Origin of the sequence: Salinibacillus xinjiangensis (assembly GCF_009649735.1) — a bacterium.
Lineage (GTDB): Bacteria > Bacillota > Bacilli > Bacillales > Alkalibacillaceae > Salinibacillus > Salinibacillus xinjiangensis.
Window position 1 is genome coordinate 417317 of sequence record NZ_WJNH01000002.1, and the last position, 22994, is coordinate 440310.

Consider the following 22994-nt stretch of genomic DNA (forward strand, 5'->3'; position numbering starts at 1 on the left):
TATAAAATCATACTCTATAACTAATGCTCTTTCCCATCCACATACCGACCGTAATCAGGTATAGCAATCGTATCAAACTGGTCTACTAGGTGCTCTAATCCTTCCATTAAATCAGCTCCTTTCATAGGGTGTCCATGCCCCGTTAGAGCTAAATTTGGTTTTAGTGCCGCCAGTTTTTTTACTGAATCCCATGCACCTTGCCAATCTGTAGTCAAATAACGTGGCGGTCCATTCACCTCTGTCTCTTGTACCATAACTTTAAAAAGGGAATCTTGCTTAACGGTTATAAAAGCATCGCCAACCAGTAAAGACCCATCCTCTTCTCGATAAAACGATACATGGCCAGGAGTGTGACCAGGTGTATGTACCCATTTCCACCCTTCCATTCCTGGTACTGTACCATCATCAGGCAAGGATTGAACGTGGTTACCCAGGTTCACAGGTTCATTGGGGAAATAGGGTGACATTTTGGCAACCATCCCTCCCTCAACGGTTAGGTCGGGATCTGGATAACTTTTTTGTCCCGTTAAATAAGGGAGCTCTAGCTCGTGAGCATAGACTGGTACATCCCAGTGCTCTACTAGCTCTATAATTGCTCCAACATGGTCGAAGTGACCATGTGTTAAAACAATTGACTTAGGTGCACGATCTGAGCCAAATCTTTTTTCCACTTCTTGTATAATATCATCGGAGGAGCCTGGCATACCCGCATCTACTAATGTCCATTCCTCATCTTTTTCTGGATTACCTAAAAAAGCTACATTCACAACCTGAATCGGAAAACAATAAATATCTGGTGCGACTGCTTGTCCAATTCCACTAGAAACGGATGTAACTGGTATAAAGCGATGGTCATCACTATGCTCCATATGATCCTTCATTTCGAAACCTCCTTGTCATAATCATCTATAATTTTCCACTCTATTTAAGAAATATGTAATGGCCACGTCCTAAAACATCATCGCCCATGTTTTAGGTCCGACCAACCCATCAACCTTTAATCCATGTCTCCTTTGATATTTCTTAACTGCTTTTTCAGTTACAGGGCCAAAAATACCATCTGGCGTGACGCTTACAGCTCGCTGTATTCTCTGAACGTCCTTCCCTTCACTTCCTACTTGAATTAAATAACCTGGATAAGGTACGATTGAATTTTCCCGCTGCGGAACAGTAGAAGGATGATTGCTAATATAAATGAGTGGATTCACAGCATTCGTCTTTCTTACATCCCAAACTCCTTTATGAAGTTCAAAATGCAAATGCTGTCCTGTAGAATTACCCGTATTGCCCATAAAGCCAAGTCTTTGGCCTTGATTAACTACTTGCCCCAACATAACGAAACGGTTTCGTAAATGCGCATACACGCTCTCGTAAATTTCACCTTGTAGGTTATGCTGTAGAAATACGACATGCCCATAGCTGTTAGAATAATACGATTTTACAACCGTGCCATCTGCTGCAGCCACCACCTCTACTAAACCACTTTTGGCAATATCAAGCCCATGATGATTAGATCGATGTCTTGAACGAAAACCACTTGTGAACTGACCCTCAGCCGGCCTAATAAAATGTACCATCAACAAACACCTCATTTTCTCGAAAATTTTTAACTCATAACTATAATCGAGAAAAACCCCCAAAAGGTGTCTAACACTTTACCCCTTTAAAGCAGCTGGGGACTGTCCCCTATTGCTTTAAAGCGATAAAGTGGATTGCAAAAAAATAAACAGGAAGCTTTTCTTCCTGTTTAGATGTTTTGATATTGTTTCTTAAACTTCCTGAGGTTGGCTTAATTGTTGTATCTCTTCGGCACATTCGTGACATACTTTTTTCCCTTTGATTTCAACCGTATCCTTAACGTTGCTACAAATAACGCAAGAATCTTGAGACCTAAACTTTTTCAAAACAATCATATCATCATCCACAAAAATTTCGATGGGATCTTTTATATTGATGTCCATCGTACGTCGAAGTTCTATCGGAATGACAATTCGGCCTAACTCATCTACCTTTCTTACTAATCCTGAAGCTTTCATATGTAAATCCTCCTGTTCCTAAATTTTGGTTTAAACCTCTATACCCCAATTCGCTTGTCTATAAACACAATCATTTACATATTCTATCAAATTAATGGTAAATTTCTAGTTAAAAGACTGAATTTTTTGTATTTTGAGTCATATTAACTAATTCAAGGTATGAAAAAAGGTGGATATATCAAATACTATTCGATACATCCACCCATTTTTTGTACTATCTTTATTTAAAAGTTGATTCTGTAGTAGATAGTTCACTTTTTCGTTAACCGAAAATATTGCTTAACGCAACATCTATGTCCGTAGTCGGTCGTTGACATGCAAAATTTTCACACACATAAATAGTCGTTTGGCCCTCTATTTTTCGGTATTCCTTAGTGAATGGTGCTATGTTTCCTAATTGGTCCTCTGATTCACCCACCAGTACAGCAACATTAGGCAGAAAATGCTTTTGAATATGGATCAACAGCTCTTGACGCTGTTTATCGGTTCGATCTCCAAGAATCACAACTTCCTTACTTGTAAATTCCGTTAACAGCAAACTCTGCAAAAATTGTGTGCTTCCTGTTGCATAATCATTTACACTCTCCTGAAAGGTGTAATACATCTCCTCAACCTGCTCCAGCCATTCAGTATGCCCTGTTAAATACCCAAGCTTTGTCAAAATAAAAGCAGCTACACTATTCCCAGATGGAATCGCACCATCATAAATTTCCTTTTCTCTCGTAATCAACGATTCACTATCACTTCCATAAAAGTAAAATCCACCATGTTCTTCATCCCAGAAAAGGTCAATCATTTCCTGGACCCAACTCTCGCTTTTATCCAAATACGATATATCATAGGTTGCCTCATAAAGCTCTACATGGGCCCACAACAAAAAGGCATAATCATCAATAAAAGCTTTATTCTGCACTTGTCCGTCACGATAGCGCACCATTAACCGGCCATCTACTACGAGTTGCTGTTGAATAAAGGACAATGCCTTTTTCGCAGCTTTCAAATACTTATTTTCCCCATATACTTTACTAGCCTTAGCTAGGGCTGCAATCATAAGAGCATTCCAAGCAGTCAAAACCTTATCATCTAAATGTGGGTAGACCCGCTTGGAACGCTCCTCAAACAGCTTTCCTCGAGCTTGCTCTAATTTATCTTTCAACAATTCCAACGAAATAGAATGTTTTTCAGCAATCTCAGGAAGGTCCGTATCAATCAAGTTCGGTATGTTTTTCCCCTCAAAATTCCCATGTGAGGTAATCCCATACACTTCAGCAAAAAGCTCCCCTAAATCTTCACCTAGTACGTCAAAAACTTCTTCGTACTCCCATACGTAATATTTTCCTTCGACTCCTTCAGAATCAGCATCAATTGCCGAATAAAAAGCACCAGCGTCATTGGTCATTTCCCTCATCACAAATTCAATAATCTGCTCACTAATCTCTTTATAAAATGGTTTCTTTGTTATTTGATAGCATTCAGTATAAGCCATTAAGAGCATGGCATTATCATAAAGCATTTTTTCAAAGTGAGGTACAAGCCATTTTTGATCTGTCGAGTAACGTGTAAACCCATACCCGATATGGTCATACAATCCACCATCTGCCATCGATTTAAGCGTCCGTTCAACCATTTGAAGAGCAGCAAGCTTTCCAGTTACATGATAGTACCTAAGTAAATACATCAAATTGTGTGGTGCTGGAAACTTTGGCGCACCTCCAAATCCACCATATTCTACATCAAGCATACGTCCAAGATTATGAAAGGCTCGATCCGTGACCTCTTTTGTTAGTCGTTTTTCCCCTTTTTTTACATATATCTTTTCTAGGGCATTTGTCACGCTTTCTGTCACCTCTGAAATATGTTCAGGGTCTTCCTTATATTTTTGATAGAGCTGTGTCACCACCTCTTTAAAGCCCGGACGACCGTATTTGCTTTCTTTCGGAAAATATGTACCTGCATAAAACGGGACCAGATCAGGGGTTAAAAACACACTTAGAGGCCACCCACCTTGACCTGTCATCATCTGACAAACCTTCATATACACCGAGTCAATATCCGGTCGTTCTTCTCGGTCTACTTTGATTGAAATAAATCGTTCATTCAAAAGCTGGGCCATCTCCTCATCTTCAAAGGATTCGTGGGCCATGACGTGACACCAATGGCAGGTACTATAGCCAATACTGAGAAAAATAGGCTTATTTTCCTTCCTCGCCTTTGCAAAAGCTTCCTGTCCCCATGGAAACCAATTTACAGGGTTATACGCATGTTGAAGTAAGTAAGGACTTTTTTCATCAATTAAACGATTCGCAGCTCTTTGTTCACTAGACATGGAGGTATCATCTCCTATTGAATTTTACTTAAACATAAATAATAATCTACTTGCTTTTTCTTCTCCCAAGGAAATACATTAAAATCGCCAACACAATGCCACCTATAATCCACACAATCGTAGGAATCCCGTTATCTATCTGCGCCTGTGGTTGATTCGGTTGTGTATTCTCAATATATTCTTCGACGTCCTGATTTTCTATGGTAAATGATTTTGATGAAGAGAACTCTTCTTCTCCCGCCGTTCCTTCTATAGATAATGTATACTTTCCATCCTCTAATGATTCGTACCCCCAAGAAATAGGGTATCGAATTTTTGATTTCGGTGCCATCATAAAATTTCCGAATTCACCGTTAAATAGTTCTTTCCCTTGGTCATCACTCACGACGTATGTTCCTACAATCTCCCTTTGTATATTATGGGTATCATTGATCATTTCTGTATATAATTGAGCATCCTCTGAAATAAAACCTACATCTCCTAAGGAAAATTTAAAAGGGCTTTTATTCGGAAGATTTAATCGGACAGGTATTGCATAAACCATTTCCGTGTTTATGATGAAATTCGCTGTTCCCTCTTTAAGTTCCTGTTGGTCTGTATCTTCTCCTAATGAAGAAAATAGTACGGCCCCTAATAAAACTTGTCCGTTTACATCAGGAACTTTTACATCGACTGGAACATCAACGAAACTTGTTGGGGGAATCGTTACCGTTTCTTGTACGTTAAGGTAATTCGCCATTTTTACAGCATCTTCCAGAAGTTCAGTATTCTCAGAATCCATTTCTGGTTCATATAAAATTCCGCCATTTGGATTGGAGTATGCATTGGCAACCTTTATGCCAACTGTAATCTCCTCGTTTGCATGATTGGAAACCCTCACTTCAACCGTTTGTTGATCCTTAGGGTTTACAGATAAATTGAAGTGATTTTTTGATTCAGGGTCCTGATTTTCTGGATATACAGGTTTAACGGTTATGGTTTGGTTTGAACTTTGAGCGTTAATATTTTCTGGAATGAATAACATACTGCAACTGAATAGGAATAGTAGTAGTAATTTCACTATATTTTTCACCTTTCCACTTCCCTTCCAAGGTTTATCTTTTCCAAGAGAAGAGGGTTTATGAAATAAAAAAACCACGTCCATTATAGACGTGGCAACCATTATCATTTATTTCCTATTAAATGTTTGGAGCAATGGATACTCTAACAGTTGTTTTATAAGCACCATCATAAACATCGTTTGGCTTTAATGTTAATGTTAATGCATTTGTTGGAAAAGACAATTTATATTTACCCATTCCAGCGCCTTGTTGAACAGTTACTAGAGTTGCTCCTGTAGTATTATCAATGGCTGTAGCTGTTGATAATAAAGTTGTATTAGTTTCTGTCACATCTGTTGAGTTTGCATCAACTTCAGTTAAACTAGTTGGAGTTGCAACCTTTAGTGATCCTTCTTCTAAAAATTCATCTACTCTTGTAGTATGTGCAAACTGATCAGCTTTCATTGTCACAACCCAGCCATCACCCGTACCTGTTGGGTCAGTGATAGTTAAAGGTTGAAGAGTTGTATCAATATTACGTGTAGTACCGTCTAGGTTAATAACCTTAACTGTATTTCCTAATTCATCAGTAATTTCCTCATCATAAAATTCTCCAATACTAGGTACACTTACAGACAGTGATCCACCTTGCATAGTTGTATTATTTTCTGACGTTACCTCAGCAAAAGAAGTACCTGCAAATGAACCAACCACAAAACCTACTAAAGCTGTATTAATAACGATCTTTTTGAATAAATTTTTCATATTAAAATTTCCCCCTTTAAATGATTTGTCTAATCTATTTATGGAACCGAATGTGTTTTTTTTCATTAAAAAAATCCCTCCAAAACAAATTTATTTTTGAATTGAAAGAATCTCAAAGTAAACCCCAGTTGGAGTTTCATTCTCCATTCTTAGCAACTCAGCCACCTTAGCAATTCACCTTAGGTCTGTTAGCTTTGCGTCATCGTTTTTCAACAACTTTGCCTTTTAAGAATGAGAACGATTGACTCTATTTCTCTATGTCGTTGTCGTCCATCACTCTCTGAAACTTATATTACACCTAATCCATTCAAAATACTAGATATAAAATTTTACCAATTAAACGTTTTGTAATTTTCGTTTAATTACTCGAGTTATGATATAATGGACTTTAATTATTAATGTATAAAATTAATTTAACTTTTTTAATGTTTATTTAAACTATACAGGAGAGAGTTATATGTCAAAAAATAATAAATCAAACAAATCCATGCCAATTCGAGAATTTGAAAGTATAAAAAAGATGAAAGACTATTTATATCAACAATCTTTACGAAATGGATTTCTTTTTACATTTGGAATAAACAGTGGGTTAAAAATTTCTGATATCCTGCCATTAAAAGTTAAGGATATAAAGTATGCTTCTCACCTTGAAATACACGATAGAAACGGAAATATTAGAAGAGTGAAGATTTCTCCTTCTTTAAAGCAGGAGGTTGAGGAGTATACAAAAGGAAAGGATGATAGTTTTTATTTATTTCCATCCAGAGAAGGAAATAAACCCATTTCTCGAGTAACCGCATGGAACATATTAAAACAAGCTGCAAAAGAAATTGGGTTAAGTGAATCGATTGGGACCAATACCCTACGAAAAACATTTGGTTATCATTACTACAAGAAAACAAAGGATTTAGCGACCTTACAACAGATATTTGGACATTCCTCTATTTCCATTACGATGAACTTTATTGAAATCAAAGAAGATCTCTCAGATCAAAATATTGAAGATCTATTTTTATAAAACAATGAAAAAGATGTTTTTTAGGATAAAGTAAATTGGCCTGCCAATTTACTTTTTAAGGATCCTATTTAGATGAAGGGCGTACTTTTTTATCAGTCAAAACCTCTAAAGCATCCTTTACATCCCTAGCAAAGTTTAATGGCCTATCTATTTTAATAAAATGCATATACATTAAACGTGGCTTATCAAAAAGCCAATGGTTATGAATTGCTGTAACTTTAATTCCGTGCTCTCTCAATTTAGTCAAGAACGGATTGATTTCTTTTTCAAGGATAACAGTCTCACCAAGACAAAGGGCTTTACCCTCACTATCCAAATTCTCGAAAGAAAATGCTTGTGGTACATACATAAAGGAATCTGCTCTTCTACCCAATACAACTGGACGGATATTTGTTCTAGAACGGGTAGCTAAACAAACCCCATTATCAAAGCTTGAAGTGGAATTAAGAATTCTCCCAAATTCATCACAAAGTGTTTGTATATCTTGTTCTATCAAAACAAATGCCTCCCTTAGATTATTTCATCATTGCTGTATTGTATGTCTATATTAATGTTAAGGCTGAGGCAAATGTCTATTTTTGGATATAGTTTAAATATTTTTACTTGTTTTGGGGTGTTTATTAATATTGACAAACTATAACCTTTCTATGTTTCATTGAAGGCAAAGTCGGGTAATAAATAATATTGTAGCGTCAGTTTATCATAGCTTTACAAAAAAGGTGTAACGTGTTCTGTTACACCTTTTTTGGTTCATTTACCACTTTCAATTTATTAAACGTTTTCACATATAGCCATTTAGTCCCATTTCATGTTAGACTTTTAAAGTATTAAAAAACACTACATGAAATTGCTAGAAGGCTAGGTGAACGCCATCATGAATACATATTTAAAGCAAATCCCTCTTTTAGTCTGGTTAATTAGCGGCATCATACTAGGTCTATCGATTTATTTTCATCTTTTAGAAACCGCAACCAACATAGGACTGTTTTGGATTTTAAACCTACTATCTGTAACCCTATTTTCCTATTATTTAGGTCTCTTAGGTGGACTTTTTGCTCTTATTGTCATCTTAACCGTGCGTATTAGTGTTGACTTACAAACGTTTTCTGAGCTCTCTTTTCACGAATGGGCATCTGCTCTCATAATTAATTCAATTGGATTCGTCACTTCAATTTCAATTGGGTATTTCGCAGGGAAGTTAAAATCAAATGAGACGAAAATTTATCAAATTCTTAATAATAACGATATAACTTACTGGACTCGAGACTTAAAAACAAATAAGGTCACAGTTTCAGAAGGTAGCGCTAAAATATACGGTCTTTCAAGAAAAGAATTTGATAAAAATCCAAGCCTATGGTTCGATTCTATACACCCAAAAGACAAACAAATCTCACTCCATGCCATGAAAAAACAAGAGCTAGGAAAAAGAACAAAAGAGGTTTACCGCATTTTTCGTCAAGATGGGGATATTCGTTGGGTAGAGGATCGCGGCACTCCAAGCGTGAATAAAAAAGGAGAAGTGACGAAAGTAGATGGAGTCATTTTTGATATCACAAGTCAAAAACTTGCAGAAGAACAGATGAATAAGATGGCGTATCACGACTTCTTAACAGGACTTCCCAATCGAAATGGATTTAGCCATTACGTGAATGAATCTATTTTAACGGCGAAACAAACAGGTACATCTCTAGCCGTTCTATTTATCGACTTTGATAATTTTAAACGTGTAAATGACACACTTGGTCATAATGCAGGAGATAAATTATTAGTACAGATTGCGAACAGGTTGCATGATTGTATTCGAGATCACGATGTGGTGTCCAGACAAGGTGGAGATGAATTTATTGTCCTTCTTGAGAATACGTATGAAGAAACTGTAGGTGAAATTGCCGAACGCATCATTGAGAACATGAATAAACCATACTTTGTTAATGGCAATGAAATTTTCTCCACACCTAGTATTGGGATTAGTATCTATCCTTCTAGTGGAGATAATGCTGAAACATTGATAGAAAAAGCAGATTTTGCGATGTACTTGGCTAAAGAAAGAGGTAAAAATAATTACCAATTCTATAATGATGATTTAAATCAAAAGCTTAAACGGCGGTTAACGATTGAAACTCGACTGTACAAGGCGATTGATAACCGAGAGCTATCCGTACATTATCATCCTCAAATCAATCTTGAAACAGGACAGTTAGCCGGAGCTGAAGCCCTGCTTCGTTGGAAGACCGACATCGGGCCCATTAGTCCTGGTGAATTTATCCCTATTGCAGAGGAGACGGGTCATATTATCAATATTGGTGAATGGGTAATTAGACAATCCTGTCGCGATATTAAACAATTTCGAAAGCGTGGCTTATCCCGTTTCCCGATATCTGTAAATATCTCGACAAAGCAGCTGATGCACCCCCATTTTATAATTCGATTAAAAAACATTATTCATGAAGAAGAAATAGACCCGAGCTTATTAACCCTAGAAATAACCGAATCTACATTGCTCTTTTATGAGGATGCTAAGGAAAATATCATTGAACTGCGTGAGTTAGGCGTAGGAATATCGCTAGACGATTTTGGAGTCGGTTATTCCTCTTTAAGTATGATTAAAAATATTGAAATTGATGAGTTAAAAATCGACCAGAGTTTTCTTATTGACGCCTTAGAGAACAAACGAGTTTATTCACTACTGGAAACTATTATTGAAATCGGTAAAAAGCTTGATGCTAAGGTTGTTGTAGAGGGGGTAGAAACAGCTGAACAATTAGAATTGCTACTCGATAAGGGAGTTTATGGTCAAGGATATTTTTATACGAAACCCTTATCCATGCATGAATTTGAATCATGGTATGATCGATTCTACAAACGGGAAGAGAGAGTTTAGTCTCTTCTTCTTTTTATTCACACGAAATTTTCTAAACATACACAATCTATCAACATTTTCTGATTCTATTGACGGTCTATTCTCCCCCTGTTATGATTCTTCTATTATACTCATTAACAAATAAATATCACCTTGTATAAGTCCAGGAATATGGCTTGGACGTTTCTACCAGCTACCTTAAATAGCTTGTCTACAAGGATTTGTGAAATATCTTTTTTTTCCTAATTCTTCTGTAGATAAACTTTGGTCGAAGCGGCCAAAGTTTTTTTGGTTTAAACGAACGCAGGAGAGGTCAAATTCAGTAGCTTTATTTATATATTCGCACTAAACTTATACTATATCTTAAAACGAACGAAAATTATAACCAAGGAGAATCACAACATGAGAGAATATTTTCAGTTTCATGACCGGAATACATCCTATAAACAAGAAACCCTCGCTGGGATTACGACATTTCTTTCTATGGCCTATATATTAATTGTCAATCCGATTATTTTAGGACAAGCAGGTATGGAGAAGGGTGCTGTATTTACAGCAACAGCTTTAACTGCTATTATTGGAACTTTACTGATTGGAATCCTAGCTAATTATCCAATTGGAATCGCGCCAAGTATGGGCTTAAATTCATTTTTCACCTTTTCTGTATGTATAGGAATGGGGATTGAATGGCCTGTAGCTTTGACCGGCGTTTTTATTGCGGGAATTTTATTTGTTATTTTAAGCTTGCTAAAAATCCGCGAAAAAATAATCAATACCATTCCACAGGATTTAAAGTATGCCATTGCATCTGGAATAGGTTTTTTCATCGCCTTTATTGGGTTAAAAAATGCTAATATCATCGTAGCCAATCCTGATACCATCGTTTCAATCGGAAATCTAACCACTCCAACAACAGCACTAGCTGTGATTGGATTTATAATCACAGTTGCTATGCTTGTTCGTGGAATTCATGGTGGAATATTTTATGGAATCGTCATTACTACAATCATTGGTATGCTGATGGGATTAATTAATCTGCCGTCCTCCGTTGTTGGTAAAGTCCCTAGCTTAGAGCCGACATTTGGTGTGGTATTTTCCCACATTGGTGACATTTTTACACCTGAATTGTTATCTGTTATTTTTACTTTTTTATTTGTAGCGTTTTTTGATACGGCTGGAACGTTAATCGCCATTGCGAGTCAGGCTAAAATTATGAAAAATAACAAAATCCCTAATGCTGGGAAGGCCCTGTTAGCCGATTCATCATCAAGTGTAATTGGAGCTATTTTGGGTACTTCCACACCAGCTACAAGTGTTGAATCTTCTGCTGGGATAGCCGTTGGAGGTCGGACAGGATTTACATCAATCATTATTGCAGCTTGTTTTTCTGTAGCGCTGTTTTTCTCACCTATCCTATCTGTAATCACATCAGAAGTCACAGCACCTGCATTAATGATTGTGGGGAGTTTAATGGCAATGGAAATTAGTAAAATCAATTGGAGCAAACTTGAGATTGTTATTCCTGCTTTTATAACAATTATTATGATGCCACTTACATCAAGTGTTGCCACTGGAATCGCTCTTGGATTTATATTATATCCTGTTACATTAATAGCTCAGAAACGATTTAAAGAGATCCACCCTATCATGTACGCTTTAGGATTTCTTTTTGTCTTATATTTTATTTTTGTTGCGTAAAGGAAAGCCACCAAGCCATCTTGCACAATTGCTTGGTGGCTTTTTGATTATACCTCTTGTGTGCCTTCTTCACCATTTATCGAGTAGCTAGCCGTTATATTTGCTGATAATGAGTGCGATACAGAACAATATTTGTCCTTGGATAGCTGAATGGCTCTTACTACTTTGTCTTCTGGTAAATTTCCATCCACTGCATAATGGATGTGGATGTCTGTAAATTTCTTCGGATGTTCCTCTGCTCTCGTCCCTTTTACTTCCATTTGGAAGGAAGTTGGTTCTAATCTCATCTTTTTCAATATAGAAATCATATCAATCCCCGTGCAGCCTGCAACAGCATTAAGAAGTAATTCAGTGGGTCGTGCCCCACTATTTGTACCTCCAACCTCCTCTGAAGCATCCATGGATATATCATGTCCAGACGGGGTAACGCTTGAAAATGCCATTTTTTCTGACCAATCGATCATTGTTTTCATGAGCACCTTCCCTTTCATGTCTATTATTTTATAAATTCCCCAATATATCTTGCTCTACAAATGCTGTAAGTAATTGGAATTATTTTACTTTTAATTACTTTTGTGCCTCTCGTATCGAACTATTAATTTTGGGAAAGTTAAATTTCAGGAGGTGATTAAAGTGACCAAAAACAGAAATAGAAATCGCAACAATCAGAACAACAACAACAATAACAATAACAACAATGAGTTAAATGTTGATGCGAACACTGAGTTTGCAAATGAAAACGATGCTCGCGATTTCGCAAACCGCAACAACCGTAACAATAACAACAATAATAACAACAACTAAATAGTTCTTTGGTGTGATTTCCCCTATGTACATACTTGGGGGGAATCTCCCCTTATGTAATGAAAAAGAGTGCAGCCTATTTTAGGCTACACTCTTTATTCATTTTATTTCAATATGGAAACCTTCTGATTCTATATTTGTCGTGATCTCCTGTAACTCAATTTGATCATCATCATATTCAACCTTTATTTCTCCATCGTCCGTATCTACAAGTACTCGTTCAATTCCAGGCACATTCATCAAAAACGATTCTAATTTTTGAATATTATCATGCCCATGTGCTTCCTTTATGAATAGAGTGTTATGAGGCATCATAGACCCCTTTCCTTCTATAATAAATTTGTAATTATTCTCCTCAACCTATAGATTGCCCAAAAATAATGGAATCATATCTAAAATAAGAAAAAGCCCATTGTATAGAAATCCTTGTTTTTCCACATACTATATAAAAATTTTTAGACAAGGTGGTGGTAAATATGGGATTAATCAATGCTTTCAGTGATTGGAGAGAAAATAGGAAGGAAAAAAAACGTGCTGATATGGAAGCGAAAGGCTTTTGTCCGGATTGTGGGGGACGTGGATTTAATGTGGTTGCTCACAGCGAAGCTTATTATATTCCGCCGATGGATTGTTTTGGCTGCGACGGTAGTGGCTTATATTCCGATTGGGAACGTAATCAGTTTTCCTAATTGGAATAATTCAGCACTTACCTATGTACCCCCCTTAACGGACAAGGGGGGCTTATTTGTTATAAATCACTTAGTAACCGTAGCCCCTAGAAGCTCCAACAATGATTAATAGGATAAACAGCACTACAATTAGCGCGAATCCGCCTCCATATCCATATCCGTATCCCATAATCAAATCCTCCTTTAAAAGAAATATTGGTACCTTTCATTAACCACTTTATGTAAGGGTATTCCACGTTGTATAGGCTCTTATGGAGATTTCTCTATACAATAAAATTTGGGCTTTATCTATTAATCTCACAAAACTATATCCAACCGCTATATTTTAAATTTTTTAACATGTTTGTCTTTTCAAAATCATATAAAAATAGTAGAATCTTCTTGTAAGCGCTTTTCCAGTTTTTTCATCATATTTCTACAATTTTAAAGGAGGGTAAAGAATGAGCGGTATTTGGTTAGCCATATTTGGTGGTATTATTTTCGTTATAGGTTATCGTTTCTATTCAAAGTATTTAGCCGAAAAAATCTTTCAGCTAGACCCCAATTATGTGACTCCAGCTAATCGTTATAACGATGGAGTTGATTTTGTTCCAACGAATAAATTTGTCTTGTGGGGTCATCATTTTACGTCAGTTGCAGGGGCAGCTCCTATTCTTGGACCAGCCATTGCAGTTTATTGGGGATGGTTACCTGCTATCTTATGGGTCGTATTAGGTACTATTTTTGCAGCAGGTGTACATGATTTTGGAACCATTGTTCTTTCTGTCCGAAATAAGGGACAATCTGTTGGTACGCTTGCGAATAAGTTAATTGGTCAAAGAGCGAAAATCTTGTTCTTATTTATTATCCTAATTTTAGTTTTAATGGTAAACGCTGTTTTTGCATGGGTGATTGCAAACTTATTCATATCCAACCCTGCAAGTGTATTATCAGTCTTTATTCAGATTCCGCTCGCTATCTGGATCGGATACAGAGTTTATAAGCGACAAGGTAGTATGCTTATTCCTTCGCTTGTTGCTCTTGCTGTGATGTATCTTGCCGCAATAGTTGCAAGCTATGTTCCAGCCCTACAAATTAATTTAGTTGAATATTTTGGTGGTGAAGGTGCCACTACTCTATTTGGCATGAATGCAACATCTATGGCATTTTTCGTTTGGATTATCATTTTGATGGTTTATGTTTATATTGCTTCAACTCTTCCAGTCTGGAAGCTATTACAGCCAAGGGATTACATTAACTCTCATCAACTCGTAGTAGGTTTATCTATACTATATCTTGGTTTACTATTTACGAGCCCAGAAGTTACTGCACCTACTACAAATCCTGGAGCAGACACCTCTTGGTTCCCATTACTCTTTATTACCATTGCATGTGGTGCGATTTCCGGCTTCCATGGTCTTGTTTCATCCGGAACGACATCCAAGCAATTAAATAAAGAAACTGATGCACGGTTTGTAGGGTATTTAGGAGCAGTTGGTGAAGGTGCACTTGCCCTGATTTCCATTATTGCTGTTGTTACGTTCTTCCCTACATTAAGCGATTTCACTGCTACTTATAGCAGTTTTCAGGATGCTAGTGCTACTGGTTTAGGTAACTTTGTCTCAGGTGCTGCACAGCTAGCGACTGGTATTGGTATTCCAGCTTCGGTAGCATCGACAATTGTTTCGGTTATTGTGGTGAGCTTTGCCGCCACAACACTCGATTCATCCGTTCGACTAATGCGCTATATTATTTCTGAACTAGGTGAAGAATACAAAATACGTCCATTGACAAAAATGCACGTTGCAACTACTGTTGCTGTAGTTTCAAGTGCCGCATTAACGCTAATTCCAGAAGGGCCTAAAGGATTTGGTTCAGGTGGTTATCTACTATGGCCACTATTTGGCACGTCCAATCAGCTACTCGCTGGTATCAGTTTATTACTCATAGCGATTTGGCTGAAGCGACAAGGACGAAACTATCTACCAGCCGTCATCCCAATGGTCTTTCTGATGTTTATGACGCTATGGGCTATGGCAGATCAAGTTATCTTTGAGTGGTCAGGAATGGGCGATGCAGATGCAAATATGTTATTATTCGTCTTCGGTGCCATTATTCTAGTGTTCGCTCTCTGGATTATACTTACAGCTATATCAGTCTTAGGGAAAAAAGACGATCAAAATATTTCTAATGAATGATGTTATTAAGGAGCCGTACAAAAATGTTGTACGGCTTTTCTTTTTGATATGATATGCTAGATTCAAAGATTTCTGAAAGGAGTTTTAATTTTGAAATCATTGAAAAGAATTTTTGAGCTTTATGATGAAATTCTTAGTCTCCCCCACAAGCAGGAAGTAGCAAGAGAGCTACGTGATGAAGATGATTTGTTTCTACTACTGATTTATTCCGATATGTTAGGAATTCCAAATCCAGCATTTTACTATACGCTTGAACTTTATCCATACATTATCGAAAAATTCCACGATTGGCATTTGCGGATGGGAATGGAAAAATCCCCACTCGAAGGAATCAGGTGTTGCTAATTGAATTAAGATGGGAGGAAAAGCCATGAATCACTTAAATGATAAGCAAATTATTTTTGTTGGAGGTAAAGGTGGAGTAGGAAAGTCAACCTCCTCTGCCGCTCTCGCCCTAGCCTTTTCACGAGCAGGACAAAAAACATTAATTGTTTCTACTGACCCTGCACATAACTTAGGTGATATTTTTCATACCAAGATTGGTCATCAACAAAAGAAGCTTGCGGATCAGTTATGGGGAATTGAAATTAACCCGGAGCACGAATCAAAACGATATATTGAATCAGTAAAAGATAACTTAAAAGGTTTAGTGAAATCTAGGATGGTGGAGGAAGTTCACCGACAAATTGATATGGCAAGTGCTTCCCCAGGTGCAGATGAAGCGGCTTTGTTTGATCGAATTGTATCAATTATTTTAGATGAATCGGAAAACTTTGATAAAATAATCTTTGATACTGCGCCTACTGGACACACCATTCGTCTATTAACCCTGCCTGAATTGATGAGTGTGTGGATTGATGGCATGATTGAACGAAGGAAAAAAATCAATGATAATTATACACAGCTACTTAACGATGGAGAACCTATCGAGGATCCGATTTATGAGGTCTTGCAAAAACGCAAGCAAAAATTCACTTCTGTGCGCGAGATTATACTGGATGGATCTCGAACAGGATTTACCTTTGTGTTAATTCCTGAGCGTCTACCAATCATGGAAACAGCAGGTGCTGTTAAACAGCTGGATAAGTACCATTTACATATTAAAACTCTTATTGTTAATAAGGTGCTGCCAGCCCATGCGGATGGCGAATTTCTTCAAAAAAGGCGTACACAGGAGCAGGATTACCTTCAGCAAATTGAGAGAACCTTTCCAAAACAAGCGCTAATCCATGTCCCCTTATTTGAGGAAGACGTTTCTAATATGGAAAAACTATCTATTTTTGCTGATCAACTTTGGCAAGAACTAAGGGAGGAAACAAAAGTATGAAAGCAATTGTACATAAGGAAAAAGCAGGACTTCAAGGCTTGGCATTACAAGAGATGGAGGAACCAAAAGTATCTGCACAGCAGGTAAAAATAAAAATGAAGACCGGTGGAATGAATCGCCGCGATTTAATTGTGACACAAAAACACGGAACAGAGCTTCCCCCACTTATTATGGGATCAGACGGTGCAGGGATCATTGAAGAAGTTGGTGAGGATGTGAATGGTCTCTCTGTTGGTGACGAAGTCGTAATTAACCCTGGTTTAGGCTGGAAGGAAAACAGTGACGCCCCCCCTGAAGGCTTTGAAATTATGTGTAATCCTGATCACGGAACCTTTGCAGAATATGTGGTCATTTCTGCTGAAAACGTAGAAAAAAAGCCTAAACATTTATCTTGGAATGAAGCTGGAGTTCTCTCACTCGCGGCCCTTACTGGTTATCGAGCGTTATTTACAAGAGGGCAATTGAAAAAGGGCGATACCGTCATGCTCCCTGGTATTGGCAGTGGAGTACTAACCTTCGTGATGTTATTTGCTAAAGCTGTCGGTGCACGGGTGATTGTTACCTCTAGAAGTGAGGAAAAACGTCAAAAGGCCTTGGAGTTAGGGGCAGACGTGGTTATCCCTACACAGTCGGATTGGAATCAGGAATTGAAAAATGAAAAAGTCGATTTGCTCATTGAAACTATTGGTCGTGCAACCATGAACAAATCTCTCCATATCATTCGTAGAGGTGGCACCATTGTAACATTCGGGGCCACAACAGAGGATGAGATTGAGATGGATATCCGTCAATTCTTCTATGGCCAATTTAACTTATTAGGTTCAACAATGGGAAGTCATGAAGAATATAAGGAAATGCTCGGCTTTATCGAAACACACAATATTAAACCAGTTGTGGACCGAGTGTTTAAGCTTTCTGAGTACGATGAAGCTTTCCCTTACCTCCGTGACTCTAAAAATTTTGGTAAGATTGCTATTGAAATTGTTGAATAATACCAAGAACTGTAAGCTCTCAAAGGCCTACAGTTTTTATTTTCCCCTTTTTCTTACATAAAACATTACAAGTTATAAAAAATAAGTAAACAAAACTTTTTTTAGGGGGAGTGTAGCTTGGAAACAAATCACAACACGAGACTTACCGCTTCCGAAATTTCAAATCTTTGGACACAATATATGTTTGATTCCATGAATCTTTGTTTTTTTAACTATGCATTAGAACATTTAGAGGATGACGACATTCGCTCAGTATATGATAAAGCGTCCACTTTATCTGAACAACATCTAGTCGAATCGGGAAGGTTTTTAGAGCAGGAGAAATTTCCTATCCCCAAGGGTTTCACCGAAGAAGATGTTAAAAAGCAAGCGGACCGTCTTTTTCAAGATCCGTTTTATCTAAACTACCTATATATTATGTCCTTACATGGCTTAACAGCATACGGTTTATCGGTGGGCAACTCCATTCGAGAAGATCTACGTAATTACTTTATAAAATGCAATCAAGAGGCACTTAATCTCTATAATGAAGTTATAGCTGCCATGCTTACAAAAGGTATATATACTCGACCACCTGTATTAAATCCATCAGGAAAAGTCTCCTTTGTTCAAGATCAAGGTTTTTTAGCAGGTTGGTTCGGTGACAGACGTCCACTAACCGCTCTAGAAATTGGGAATATTACTTTTAATATGAATAAAATGAACTTGCATATAGCCTTAAAGGTAGGGTTTGGACAAGTAGCGTCTAGTAAAGAGGTACGCCAAATCTGTGAGCGCGGCATTCGCATCACCTCAAAACATACCGAGATCTTTCGGGGCATATTTCGGGAAGAGAAGTTAAATTCGCCAATGTCCTGGCAATCTCATGTGACCAATACAACCGAATCCATATTCTCTGATAAATACATTATGTATCAACTTCATTTATCCACTCAGGCTGCAATTGCTTTTTATGGAGCTGCTTTAAGCGTATCAGCACGAAGAGACCTGGGTACCCAATATACACGCTTAATTAGTGAGCTCCTGAAATTCAGTGAGGATTGTGCGAACATTATGATTAAAAACGGATGGTTTGAAGAGCCCCCTATGAATGTTGATCGGGATAAGCTGATGAAGGAAAAATAACTTAATTGAGGAACTAGAAAGGGCCAACACAAGTTGTGTTGGCCCTTTTACTAATGCTTCATGTGATAATGATCAAAGGTTTCCATTGCTAGTGTGACACCTTGTGAGAATGCTGCTCCTCCGCCTAGGGCTGTCGTAACAGCAATGGCTTCCATCACTTCTTCTTCTGATGCCCCGTGCTCAACGGCCCCTTTTGCATGGTACATAATGCAGTATTCATCCTGCGCATAAATAGCAATGCCAAGTGCCATTAGCTGCTTATGCTTTTGGGAAATTGCCCCTTCCTTAAAACAGGCATCAGTAAAATCAAAAAATCCTTTAGTCATTTCAGGGAGCCTATCTTGAAATCTTGTCGCCCCCTCCTTATAATCCACAATGGCCTCTTCAATATAACTCATATCATGCTCATGCATATCCATCCATATCACCTCTTATGTAAGTATTTACCACACTGTTAGCTTACCGAATTTCCATCATAATCATGCACCCAACTTCCTTTACCACTCTAAAGCAACGAGGGACTGTCCCCCATTTCTCTAAAGTGTTAAAGTTTTTAAATGGTTAGTCATAAGGAGATGATGCTCTACTTCCACTGGATGCTTTAAAGGTGGATATGATGCCTTAGGATGAGGATTTTGAGCGTTGTGCACGATCTGCTCAAGAGTTTTTATACCATTTGTCAGGAAAAGAAGTTCTACTTGAATCCCTATAAAAAAGGCGGCATAGAAAGGTTCCACGCCGCCTTTTTACAAACGATTTACAAAAAAGAATCTAACAATGCAAAAGGTAGATACAGCCAGTAATCATCCAAAATCGTAATAGACACAAACCAAATCAAAATACCAATACTACCAAAAACCACATATTGTCCATTACGTTTTAACCATCCAACCGACTTCGCCAAAGCAATCGTCCAAAAAGCAGCAGTAAAAACAAGTAAATAAAGTCCAATGGAAAATGCACCTAAAAAGCTTACAATATACATAAAAAGTCCAGCGAGCCAAAACATACTTGTTTTAGACTCTACAAATGCTAAAATCGCCAATCCTAGACCAATAGCCGCAAATAGGACAAACAAAAAGGTCATGACACTCCCCCTAGTCTACTAATTTTAGATGCTGCAATCCCCCAGATTTAAATCTCTCTAAAATTCCTCTTGCTTCTAAATCAAGCTTAACTGCTGTTACATACCAAGTAATGGAGCCTTCAAATGTTTCCGCTAAATTTTCTTTCACGACATTCGTTAGTTCTTTATAGGCTATCTCACCGTTTTGTTTCACGATTTTCAAGATTTCATCCTTAATCACTTCATATTTATCTACTCGAATGGTCGCACCTTGTTTTTCTTCTGGATGCAGTAATTTCATCGTATCGCTCATAAAATTTCTACTCCTTTTCCTTACTCAAAAGCCTACACATCTATTATAACTTAGATGTATAGGCTTTTGGTATGATTTTCCTTATTTTATTTCCTCAAAAAGTTTGTTATGCCCTCAATTAACCCCTCTGATAACGGTATATCTGGATTCGAATAGGTCTCCATGTTTCCTGCTTGATCAGCCGGCGCATCCTTTAACACATGGTTCATCTTTTCCAAAAGTAACAGTTTGGCATCTTTCTTAGCTTCTTTAAGCTTCTTAGCTTCACTTGCAGGAACTTGAAGGTCATTCTCGCCGTTTATAATGAGAACAGGTATATCTAATTGTTGAATCTCCTCTGCAGGGTTGTACTGCATCCAGGAGGACATAAAGGCTTGAATCGACGGACGGAAAGTGGTTTGGAGCTCAGGAGAAACCTCATCCACCCGTTCTCCTTTTTTCAACTGAGCTAAAATGGTCTCCGCTTCATCTAACAATTCCTCTGGCAAGCCATCCTTAAGCTGATCATAAAGGACTTGATCAATAGAACGACTAGCACCTGAAATCGATACGAATGTACTTGCCTCAGACTCTTGGGCTGCCAGCATTCCAACAAGGGACCCTTGACTATGACCGATTACACCTACCTGACTAAACCGCTCATCTTCTGCTAGACGTTGAACCCAAGCCTTTGCATCCTCTACAAATTGATCAAACCGAATATCCTCCTCTGGAATCATGGCAGCCTGATTTTTACCTACTCCTCGCTTGTCATAACGAAGACTTGCAATCCCATTACTAGCCAGTCCCTCAGCTAACATCTTCAAACTATTGTTCTTGCCGGGAACGGTTGGCGTATTACCATCTCGATTGGTCGGTCCAGAACCTGGAATGATTACCACTACTGGATAGGGCCCATCCCCATCCGGAATTTCAATTTCTCCCTTCATCGTTACTTCATCTGTCTCAACACTTAAAAATTCTTCTTCCTCCTCTTTTTTGTCCTCACCTCTATCCTTAGATTTATTCAGTGTAAACGGAACGGATTGACCACCCTGAGTAAAGATTCCTTCTATTTTATTTTCCTTTCTTTCCCCATCAAAGGTCATCATCTGCCCCTGAATTTTTAATTGAAAATATAAGTCTGGTTCTCCTATATTTACGTTGGTTAATGGATAATCGCTTAATCCTTGTGCAGGGATGCTAATGGTGGCGGTCCATTTATTCTCATTCACAAAGGATATAGTAATAGGTAGCGGCTGTTTAGGAACCTCAATCTGACCATTCCAAGTACCCTCTAACTCTTTGGCTTTATCTTCATTTTCATTATTTGAGCAAGCAGACATCATGAATAATACGACCAAAATGATACCTACCTTTTTGATCAAACTTGTCATATAATTGACCTCCTATATAGAACAATCCTTAAATTATGTTTCCTCTTAGTCATACGCATTAAACAGAGCAGGGTTTCAAAAATTTTACTCATCTTCCATAAAAGGTAATGTGCTGTTTTTGTCGAAATAATAAATAATGAATAATGAATAACGCCAGGAGGATGAACAATGGAAAGAGGTTTTTTCGCTAATTTACTATTATTTTTACTAGCCAGTCTCCCCATTATTTTTATAGGGTTTATTGGAGTTGTTTTTACTGGGCTAATGGGGTTAGTCAAATTTTATACCCCTCTAGTGATTGTCATTACAGCTGGAATCTTATTTATATTGTGTAACGGATTTTTTAAATTTTTAAAAGGACGCCCATTGAAGCTAGCCGTTATCAGCTTCTTATCACTATGCTTGGCAGCCATCGTGATATATGAAGGGATTAATGCCTATCACAACAGTTTTGAAACGCTAGATGATTCAGAGGTTGATCTTTATCAGTACCAGCCATTTACGGAAAACTCAAAGGCTGTTTCATTAGATGAAAAATCCACTTTAAAACTGGATGAGCCTTTACCACAGTTAGATGGGGCAACAGCACTTTATCCCGTTTATTCAGCTTTTGTTCAAGCGACATATCCGGAAAAAGAATATGATTTATACGATCAAAGTGAAAGCGATGTTTTGGTCACCAAGACACCTAATGCCTATCAGAATTTAATTAATGGCAAAGTCGATATCATTTTTGCGGCTGGACCTTCTGAGCGTCAGCTGGCCCATGCTGAACAAAAAGGAGTGGAGCTTGAGCTTACTCCGATAGGCCGTGAAGCGTTTGTCTTTTTCGTAAATGCTGAAAATCCGGTAGAAGGGCTCACGATAGAGGAAATCCAAAATATATATGCTGGGAATACTACGAACTGGAGTGAAGTTGGTGGCGAGGATGATGAGATTCGTGCCTTTCAACGCCCAGATGACAGCGGAAGTCAAACCGCCCTTGAAAATGTGATGGGCGATATTCCATTAATGGAGCCTCCTAAAGAGGATGTCGTTGCAGGTATGGGAGGAATTATTGAGCAGACATCAAACTACCGAAATTACCCTAATGCAATTGGTTATTCGTTCCGCTATTTCTCAATGGATATGGTCCAAAATGATGCCATTAAGCATTTAAAAATTAACGGAGTTGCACCAACCAAAGAAACGATACGAAATGGGGATTATCCCATGTCATCTGAGTTTTATGCCATCACTGCTGGAAGTGGTAACCAAAATATTGAACCGTTTATAGAATGGATTTTGTCAGAGCAGGGACAAAAAATTATTGAAAAAACCGGTTATGTCTCGCTTAAATAACAACAGAAAAAGAGCCCAAATGGTTAACTATACATATAAGG

Annotated in this window: 24 protein-coding genes, 1 pseudogene and 2 riboswitches; of the genes and pseudogenes, 11 read left to right on the forward strand and 14 right to left on the reverse strand. The window is 37.8% G+C overall.

The features are described from left to right. Window positions 1-20: 20 nt before the first annotated feature. The 6 genes from GH754_RS04805 to GH754_RS04830 all read right to left on the reverse strand — a co-directional run bounded on the left by GH754_RS04805 (window position 21) and on the right by GH754_RS04830 (window position 6233). The gene (locus GH754_RS04805) at window positions 21-881 is read right to left on the reverse strand and encodes an MBL fold metallo-hydrolase (protein WP_153727577.1); all 861 of its coding nucleotides are present in this window, start codon (window positions 879-881) and stop codon (window positions 21-23) included. 69 nt (window positions 882-950) lie between these two features. Beyond that, on the reverse strand, window positions 951-1577 hold the full coding sequence (locus GH754_RS20075; RefSeq protein WP_407690652.1) for a peptidoglycan DD-metalloendopeptidase family protein: 627 nt from the start codon (window positions 1575-1577) through the stop codon (window positions 951-953). Between the two features lie 192 nt (window positions 1578-1769). After that, window positions 1770-2036 carry an AbrB/MazE/SpoVT family DNA-binding domain-containing protein gene (locus GH754_RS04815; protein ID WP_153727579.1) on the reverse strand — a complete coding sequence of 89 codons (267 nt, stop codon included), beginning with the start codon at window positions 2034-2036 and terminating at the stop codon, window positions 1770-1772. Window positions 2037-2298: 262 nt separating this feature from the next. Continuing rightward, window positions 2299-4362 (reverse strand): thioredoxin domain-containing protein, encoded by a 2064-nt coding sequence (locus GH754_RS04820; RefSeq protein ID WP_153727580.1) that lies wholly within the window; start codon window positions 4360-4362, stop codon window positions 2299-2301. A 46-nt stretch (window positions 4363-4408) separates the two neighbouring features. Further along, window positions 4409-5422, reverse strand: coding sequence for a WxL protein peptidoglycan domain-containing protein (locus tag GH754_RS04825; RefSeq protein ID WP_194841282.1), 1014 nt, complete (start codon window positions 5420-5422; stop codon window positions 4409-4411). Window positions 5423-5540: 118 nt separating this feature from the next. After that, window positions 5541-6233 (reverse strand): WxL domain-containing protein, encoded by a 693-nt coding sequence (locus GH754_RS04830; protein ID WP_153727582.1) that lies wholly within the window; start codon window positions 6231-6233, stop codon window positions 5541-5543. A gap of 82 nt (window positions 6234-6315) precedes the next feature. After that, window positions 6316-6400, reverse strand: a riboswitch (cyclic di-GMP riboswitch). Between the two features lie 224 nt (window positions 6401-6624). Here GH754_RS04830 and GH754_RS04835 point away from each other — a divergent pair. Next, window positions 6625-7185, forward strand: coding sequence for a tyrosine-type recombinase/integrase (locus tag GH754_RS04835; RefSeq protein WP_228550126.1), 561 nt, complete (start codon window positions 6625-6627; stop codon window positions 7183-7185). Window positions 7186-7252: 67 nt separating this feature from the next. Here the strand turns inward: GH754_RS04835 and GH754_RS04840 are convergent. Further along, a pseudogene (locus GH754_RS04840) lies at window positions 7253-7681 on the reverse strand (DUF1259 domain-containing protein); the annotation flags it as partial. A gap of 378 nt (window positions 7682-8059) precedes the next feature. Between GH754_RS04840 and GH754_RS04845 the strand changes: the two are divergent. Then, complete coding sequence (locus GH754_RS04845) at window positions 8060-10066, forward strand: bifunctional diguanylate cyclase/phosphodiesterase (protein ID WP_153727584.1); 2007 nt, start codon at window positions 8060-8062, stop codon at window positions 10064-10066. A gap of 112 nt (window positions 10067-10178) precedes the next feature. Beyond that, window positions 10179-10279, forward strand: a riboswitch (purine riboswitch). Between the two features lie 168 nt (window positions 10280-10447). Then, on the forward strand, window positions 10448-11743 hold the full coding sequence (locus GH754_RS04850; RefSeq protein WP_153727585.1) for an NCS2 family permease: 1296 nt from the start codon (window positions 10448-10450) through the stop codon (window positions 11741-11743). A gap of 47 nt (window positions 11744-11790) precedes the next feature. Here the strand turns inward: GH754_RS04850 and GH754_RS04855 are convergent, their stop codons facing one another. Next, a complete protein-coding gene (locus tag GH754_RS04855) occupies window positions 11791-12216 on the reverse strand; it encodes an OsmC family protein (protein ID WP_153727586.1) in 426 nt (141 codons plus the stop codon). 160 nt (window positions 12217-12376) lie between these two features. Here GH754_RS04855 and GH754_RS04860 point away from each other — a divergent pair, with 160 nt between their 5' ends. Next, entirely contained in the window at window positions 12377-12547 is a 171-nt protein-coding gene (locus GH754_RS04860) for a hypothetical protein (protein WP_228550127.1), read from the forward strand. Between the two features lie 99 nt (window positions 12548-12646). On the opposite strand, the gene GH754_RS04865 is transcribed toward GH754_RS04860, so the two are convergent. After that, the gene (locus GH754_RS04865) at window positions 12647-12859 is read right to left on the reverse strand and encodes a heavy-metal-associated domain-containing protein (RefSeq protein ID WP_153727588.1); all 213 of its coding nucleotides are present in this window, start codon (window positions 12857-12859) and stop codon (window positions 12647-12649) included. A 164-nt stretch (window positions 12860-13023) separates the two neighbouring features. Here GH754_RS04865 and GH754_RS04870 point away from each other — a divergent pair, with 164 nt between their 5' ends. Continuing rightward, window positions 13024-13236: a methionine aminopeptidase gene (locus GH754_RS04870; RefSeq protein ID WP_153727589.1), complete on the forward strand. Its 213-nt coding sequence runs from the start codon at window positions 13024-13026 to the stop codon at window positions 13234-13236. A 70-nt stretch (window positions 13237-13306) separates the two neighbouring features. Here GH754_RS04870 and GH754_RS04875 read toward each other — a convergent pair whose 3' ends face one another. Continuing rightward, entirely contained in the window at window positions 13307-13405 is a 99-nt protein-coding gene (locus tag GH754_RS04875; RefSeq protein WP_153727590.1) for a YjcZ family sporulation protein, read from the reverse strand. A gap of 271 nt (window positions 13406-13676) precedes the next feature. Here GH754_RS04875 and GH754_RS04880 point away from each other — a divergent pair, with 271 nt between their 5' ends. The 5 genes from GH754_RS04880 to GH754_RS04900 all read left to right on the forward strand — a co-directional run bounded on the left by GH754_RS04880 (window position 13677) and on the right by GH754_RS04900 (window position 18857). Then, complete coding sequence (locus GH754_RS04880) at window positions 13677-15413, forward strand: carbon starvation CstA family protein (RefSeq protein WP_153727591.1); 1737 nt, start codon at window positions 13677-13679, stop codon at window positions 15411-15413. An 87-nt stretch (window positions 15414-15500) separates the two neighbouring features. Continuing rightward, window positions 15501-15758, forward strand: a complete 258-nt coding sequence (locus GH754_RS04885) for a cory-CC-star protein (protein ID WP_323741867.1) — start codon at window positions 15501-15503, stop codon at window positions 15756-15758. Between the two features lie 25 nt (window positions 15759-15783). After that, window positions 15784-16740, forward strand: coding sequence for an ArsA family ATPase (locus GH754_RS04890; protein WP_153727593.1), 957 nt, complete (start codon window positions 15784-15786; stop codon window positions 16738-16740). Next, window positions 16737-17732, forward strand: a complete 996-nt coding sequence (locus GH754_RS04895; RefSeq protein ID WP_153727594.1) for a zinc-binding dehydrogenase — start codon at window positions 16737-16739, stop codon at window positions 17730-17732. Before GH754_RS04890 ends, GH754_RS04895 begins: the two co-directional genes overlap by 4 nt. A gap of 117 nt (window positions 17733-17849) precedes the next feature. Further along, window positions 17850-18857: a DUF3231 family protein gene (locus tag GH754_RS04900; protein ID WP_153727595.1), complete on the forward strand. Its 1008-nt coding sequence runs from the start codon at window positions 17850-17852 to the stop codon at window positions 18855-18857. Window positions 18858-18907: 50 nt separating this feature from the next. On the opposite strand, the gene GH754_RS04905 is transcribed toward GH754_RS04900, so the two are convergent. The 4 genes from GH754_RS04905 to GH754_RS04920 form a co-directional block, all read right to left on the reverse strand. Next, window positions 18908-19276 carry a carboxymuconolactone decarboxylase family protein gene (locus tag GH754_RS04905; RefSeq protein WP_153727596.1) on the reverse strand — a complete coding sequence of 123 codons (369 nt, stop codon included), beginning with the start codon at window positions 19274-19276 and terminating at the stop codon, window positions 18908-18910. Between the two features lie 338 nt (window positions 19277-19614). Then, on the reverse strand, window positions 19615-19944 hold the full coding sequence (locus GH754_RS04910; RefSeq protein ID WP_153727597.1) for a hypothetical protein: 330 nt from the start codon (window positions 19942-19944) through the stop codon (window positions 19615-19617). A 10-nt stretch (window positions 19945-19954) separates the two neighbouring features. Continuing rightward, a complete protein-coding gene (locus GH754_RS04915; RefSeq protein WP_153727598.1) occupies window positions 19955-20236 on the reverse strand; it encodes a DUF6958 family protein in 282 nt (93 codons plus the stop codon). 86 nt (window positions 20237-20322) lie between these two features. After that, window positions 20323-21612 (reverse strand): alpha/beta hydrolase family protein, encoded by a 1290-nt coding sequence (locus GH754_RS04920; RefSeq protein ID WP_153727599.1) that lies wholly within the window; start codon window positions 21610-21612, stop codon window positions 20323-20325. A gap of 168 nt (window positions 21613-21780) precedes the next feature. Between GH754_RS04920 and GH754_RS04925 the strand changes: the two genes are divergently transcribed. Continuing rightward, window positions 21781-22953, forward strand: coding sequence for a PstS family phosphate ABC transporter substrate-binding protein (locus tag GH754_RS04925; RefSeq protein ID WP_153727600.1), 1173 nt, complete (start codon window positions 21781-21783; stop codon window positions 22951-22953). The last annotated feature ends 41 nt before the right edge of the window (window positions 22954-22994 follow it).

What these genes read in the sequence shown, in the direction of transcription:
- GH754_RS04830 (WP_153727582.1), bottom strand. Translation starts at nt 6,233, where the DNA reads ATGAAAAAAAACACATTCGGTTCCATAAATAGATTAGACAAATCATTT.
- GH754_RS04850 (WP_153727585.1), top strand. Translation starts at nt 10,448, where the DNA reads ATGAGAGAATATTTTCAGTTTCATGACCGGAATACATCCTATAAACAA.
- GH754_RS04915 (WP_153727598.1), bottom strand. Translation starts at nt 20,236, where the DNA reads ATGAGCGATACGATGAAATTACTGCATCCAGAAGAAAAACAAGGTGCG.
- GH754_RS04880 (WP_153727591.1), top strand. Translation starts at nt 13,677, where the DNA reads ATGAGCGGTATTTGGTTAGCCATATTTGGTGGTATTATTTTCGTTATA.
- GH754_RS04815 (WP_153727579.1), bottom strand. Translation starts at nt 2,036, where the DNA reads ATGAAAGCTTCAGGATTAGTAAGAAAGGTAGATGAGTTAGGCCGAATT.
- GH754_RS04870 (WP_153727589.1), top strand. Translation starts at nt 13,024, where the DNA reads ATGGGATTAATCAATGCTTTCAGTGATTGGAGAGAAAATAGGAAGGAA.
- GH754_RS04855 (WP_153727586.1), bottom strand. Translation starts at nt 12,216, where the DNA reads ATGAAAACAATGATCGATTGGTCAGAAAAAATGGCATTTTCAAGCGTT.
- GH754_RS20075 (WP_407690652.1), bottom strand. Translation starts at nt 1,577, where the DNA reads ATGGTACATTTTATTAGGCCGGCTGAGGGTCAGTTCACAAGTGGTTTT.
- GH754_RS04845 (WP_153727584.1), top strand. Translation starts at nt 8,060, where the DNA reads ATGAATACATATTTAAAGCAAATCCCTCTTTTAGTCTGGTTAATTAGC.
- GH754_RS04875 (WP_153727590.1), bottom strand. Translation starts at nt 13,405, where the DNA reads ATGGGATACGGATATGGATATGGAGGCGGATTCGCGCTAATTGTAGTG.
- GH754_RS04835 (WP_228550126.1), top strand. Translation starts at nt 6,625, where the DNA reads ATGTCAAAAAATAATAAATCAAACAAATCCATGCCAATTCGAGAATTT.
- GH754_RS04920 (WP_153727599.1), bottom strand. Translation starts at nt 21,612, where the DNA reads ATGACAAGTTTGATCAAAAAGGTAGGTATCATTTTGGTCGTATTATTC.
- GH754_RS04865 (WP_153727588.1), bottom strand. Translation starts at nt 12,859, where the DNA reads ATGCCTCATAACACTCTATTCATAAAGGAAGCACATGGGCATGATAAT.
- GH754_RS04925 (WP_153727600.1), top strand. Translation starts at nt 21,781, where the DNA reads ATGGAAAGAGGTTTTTTCGCTAATTTACTATTATTTTTACTAGCCAGT.
- GH754_RS04805 (WP_153727577.1), bottom strand. Translation starts at nt 881, where the DNA reads ATGAAGGATCATATGGAGCATAGTGATGACCATCGCTTTATACCAGTT.
- GH754_RS04895 (WP_153727594.1), top strand. Translation starts at nt 16,737, where the DNA reads ATGAAAGCAATTGTACATAAGGAAAAAGCAGGACTTCAAGGCTTGGCA.
- GH754_RS04905 (WP_153727596.1), bottom strand. Translation starts at nt 19,276, where the DNA reads ATGGATATGCATGAGCATGATATGAGTTATATTGAAGAGGCCATTGTG.
- GH754_RS04820 (WP_153727580.1), bottom strand. Translation starts at nt 4,362, where the DNA reads ATGTCTAGTGAACAAAGAGCTGCGAATCGTTTAATTGATGAAAAAAGT.
- GH754_RS04910 (WP_153727597.1), bottom strand. Translation starts at nt 19,944, where the DNA reads ATGACCTTTTTGTTTGTCCTATTTGCGGCTATTGGTCTAGGATTGGCG.
- GH754_RS04890 (WP_153727593.1), top strand. Translation starts at nt 15,784, where the DNA reads ATGAATCACTTAAATGATAAGCAAATTATTTTTGTTGGAGGTAAAGGT.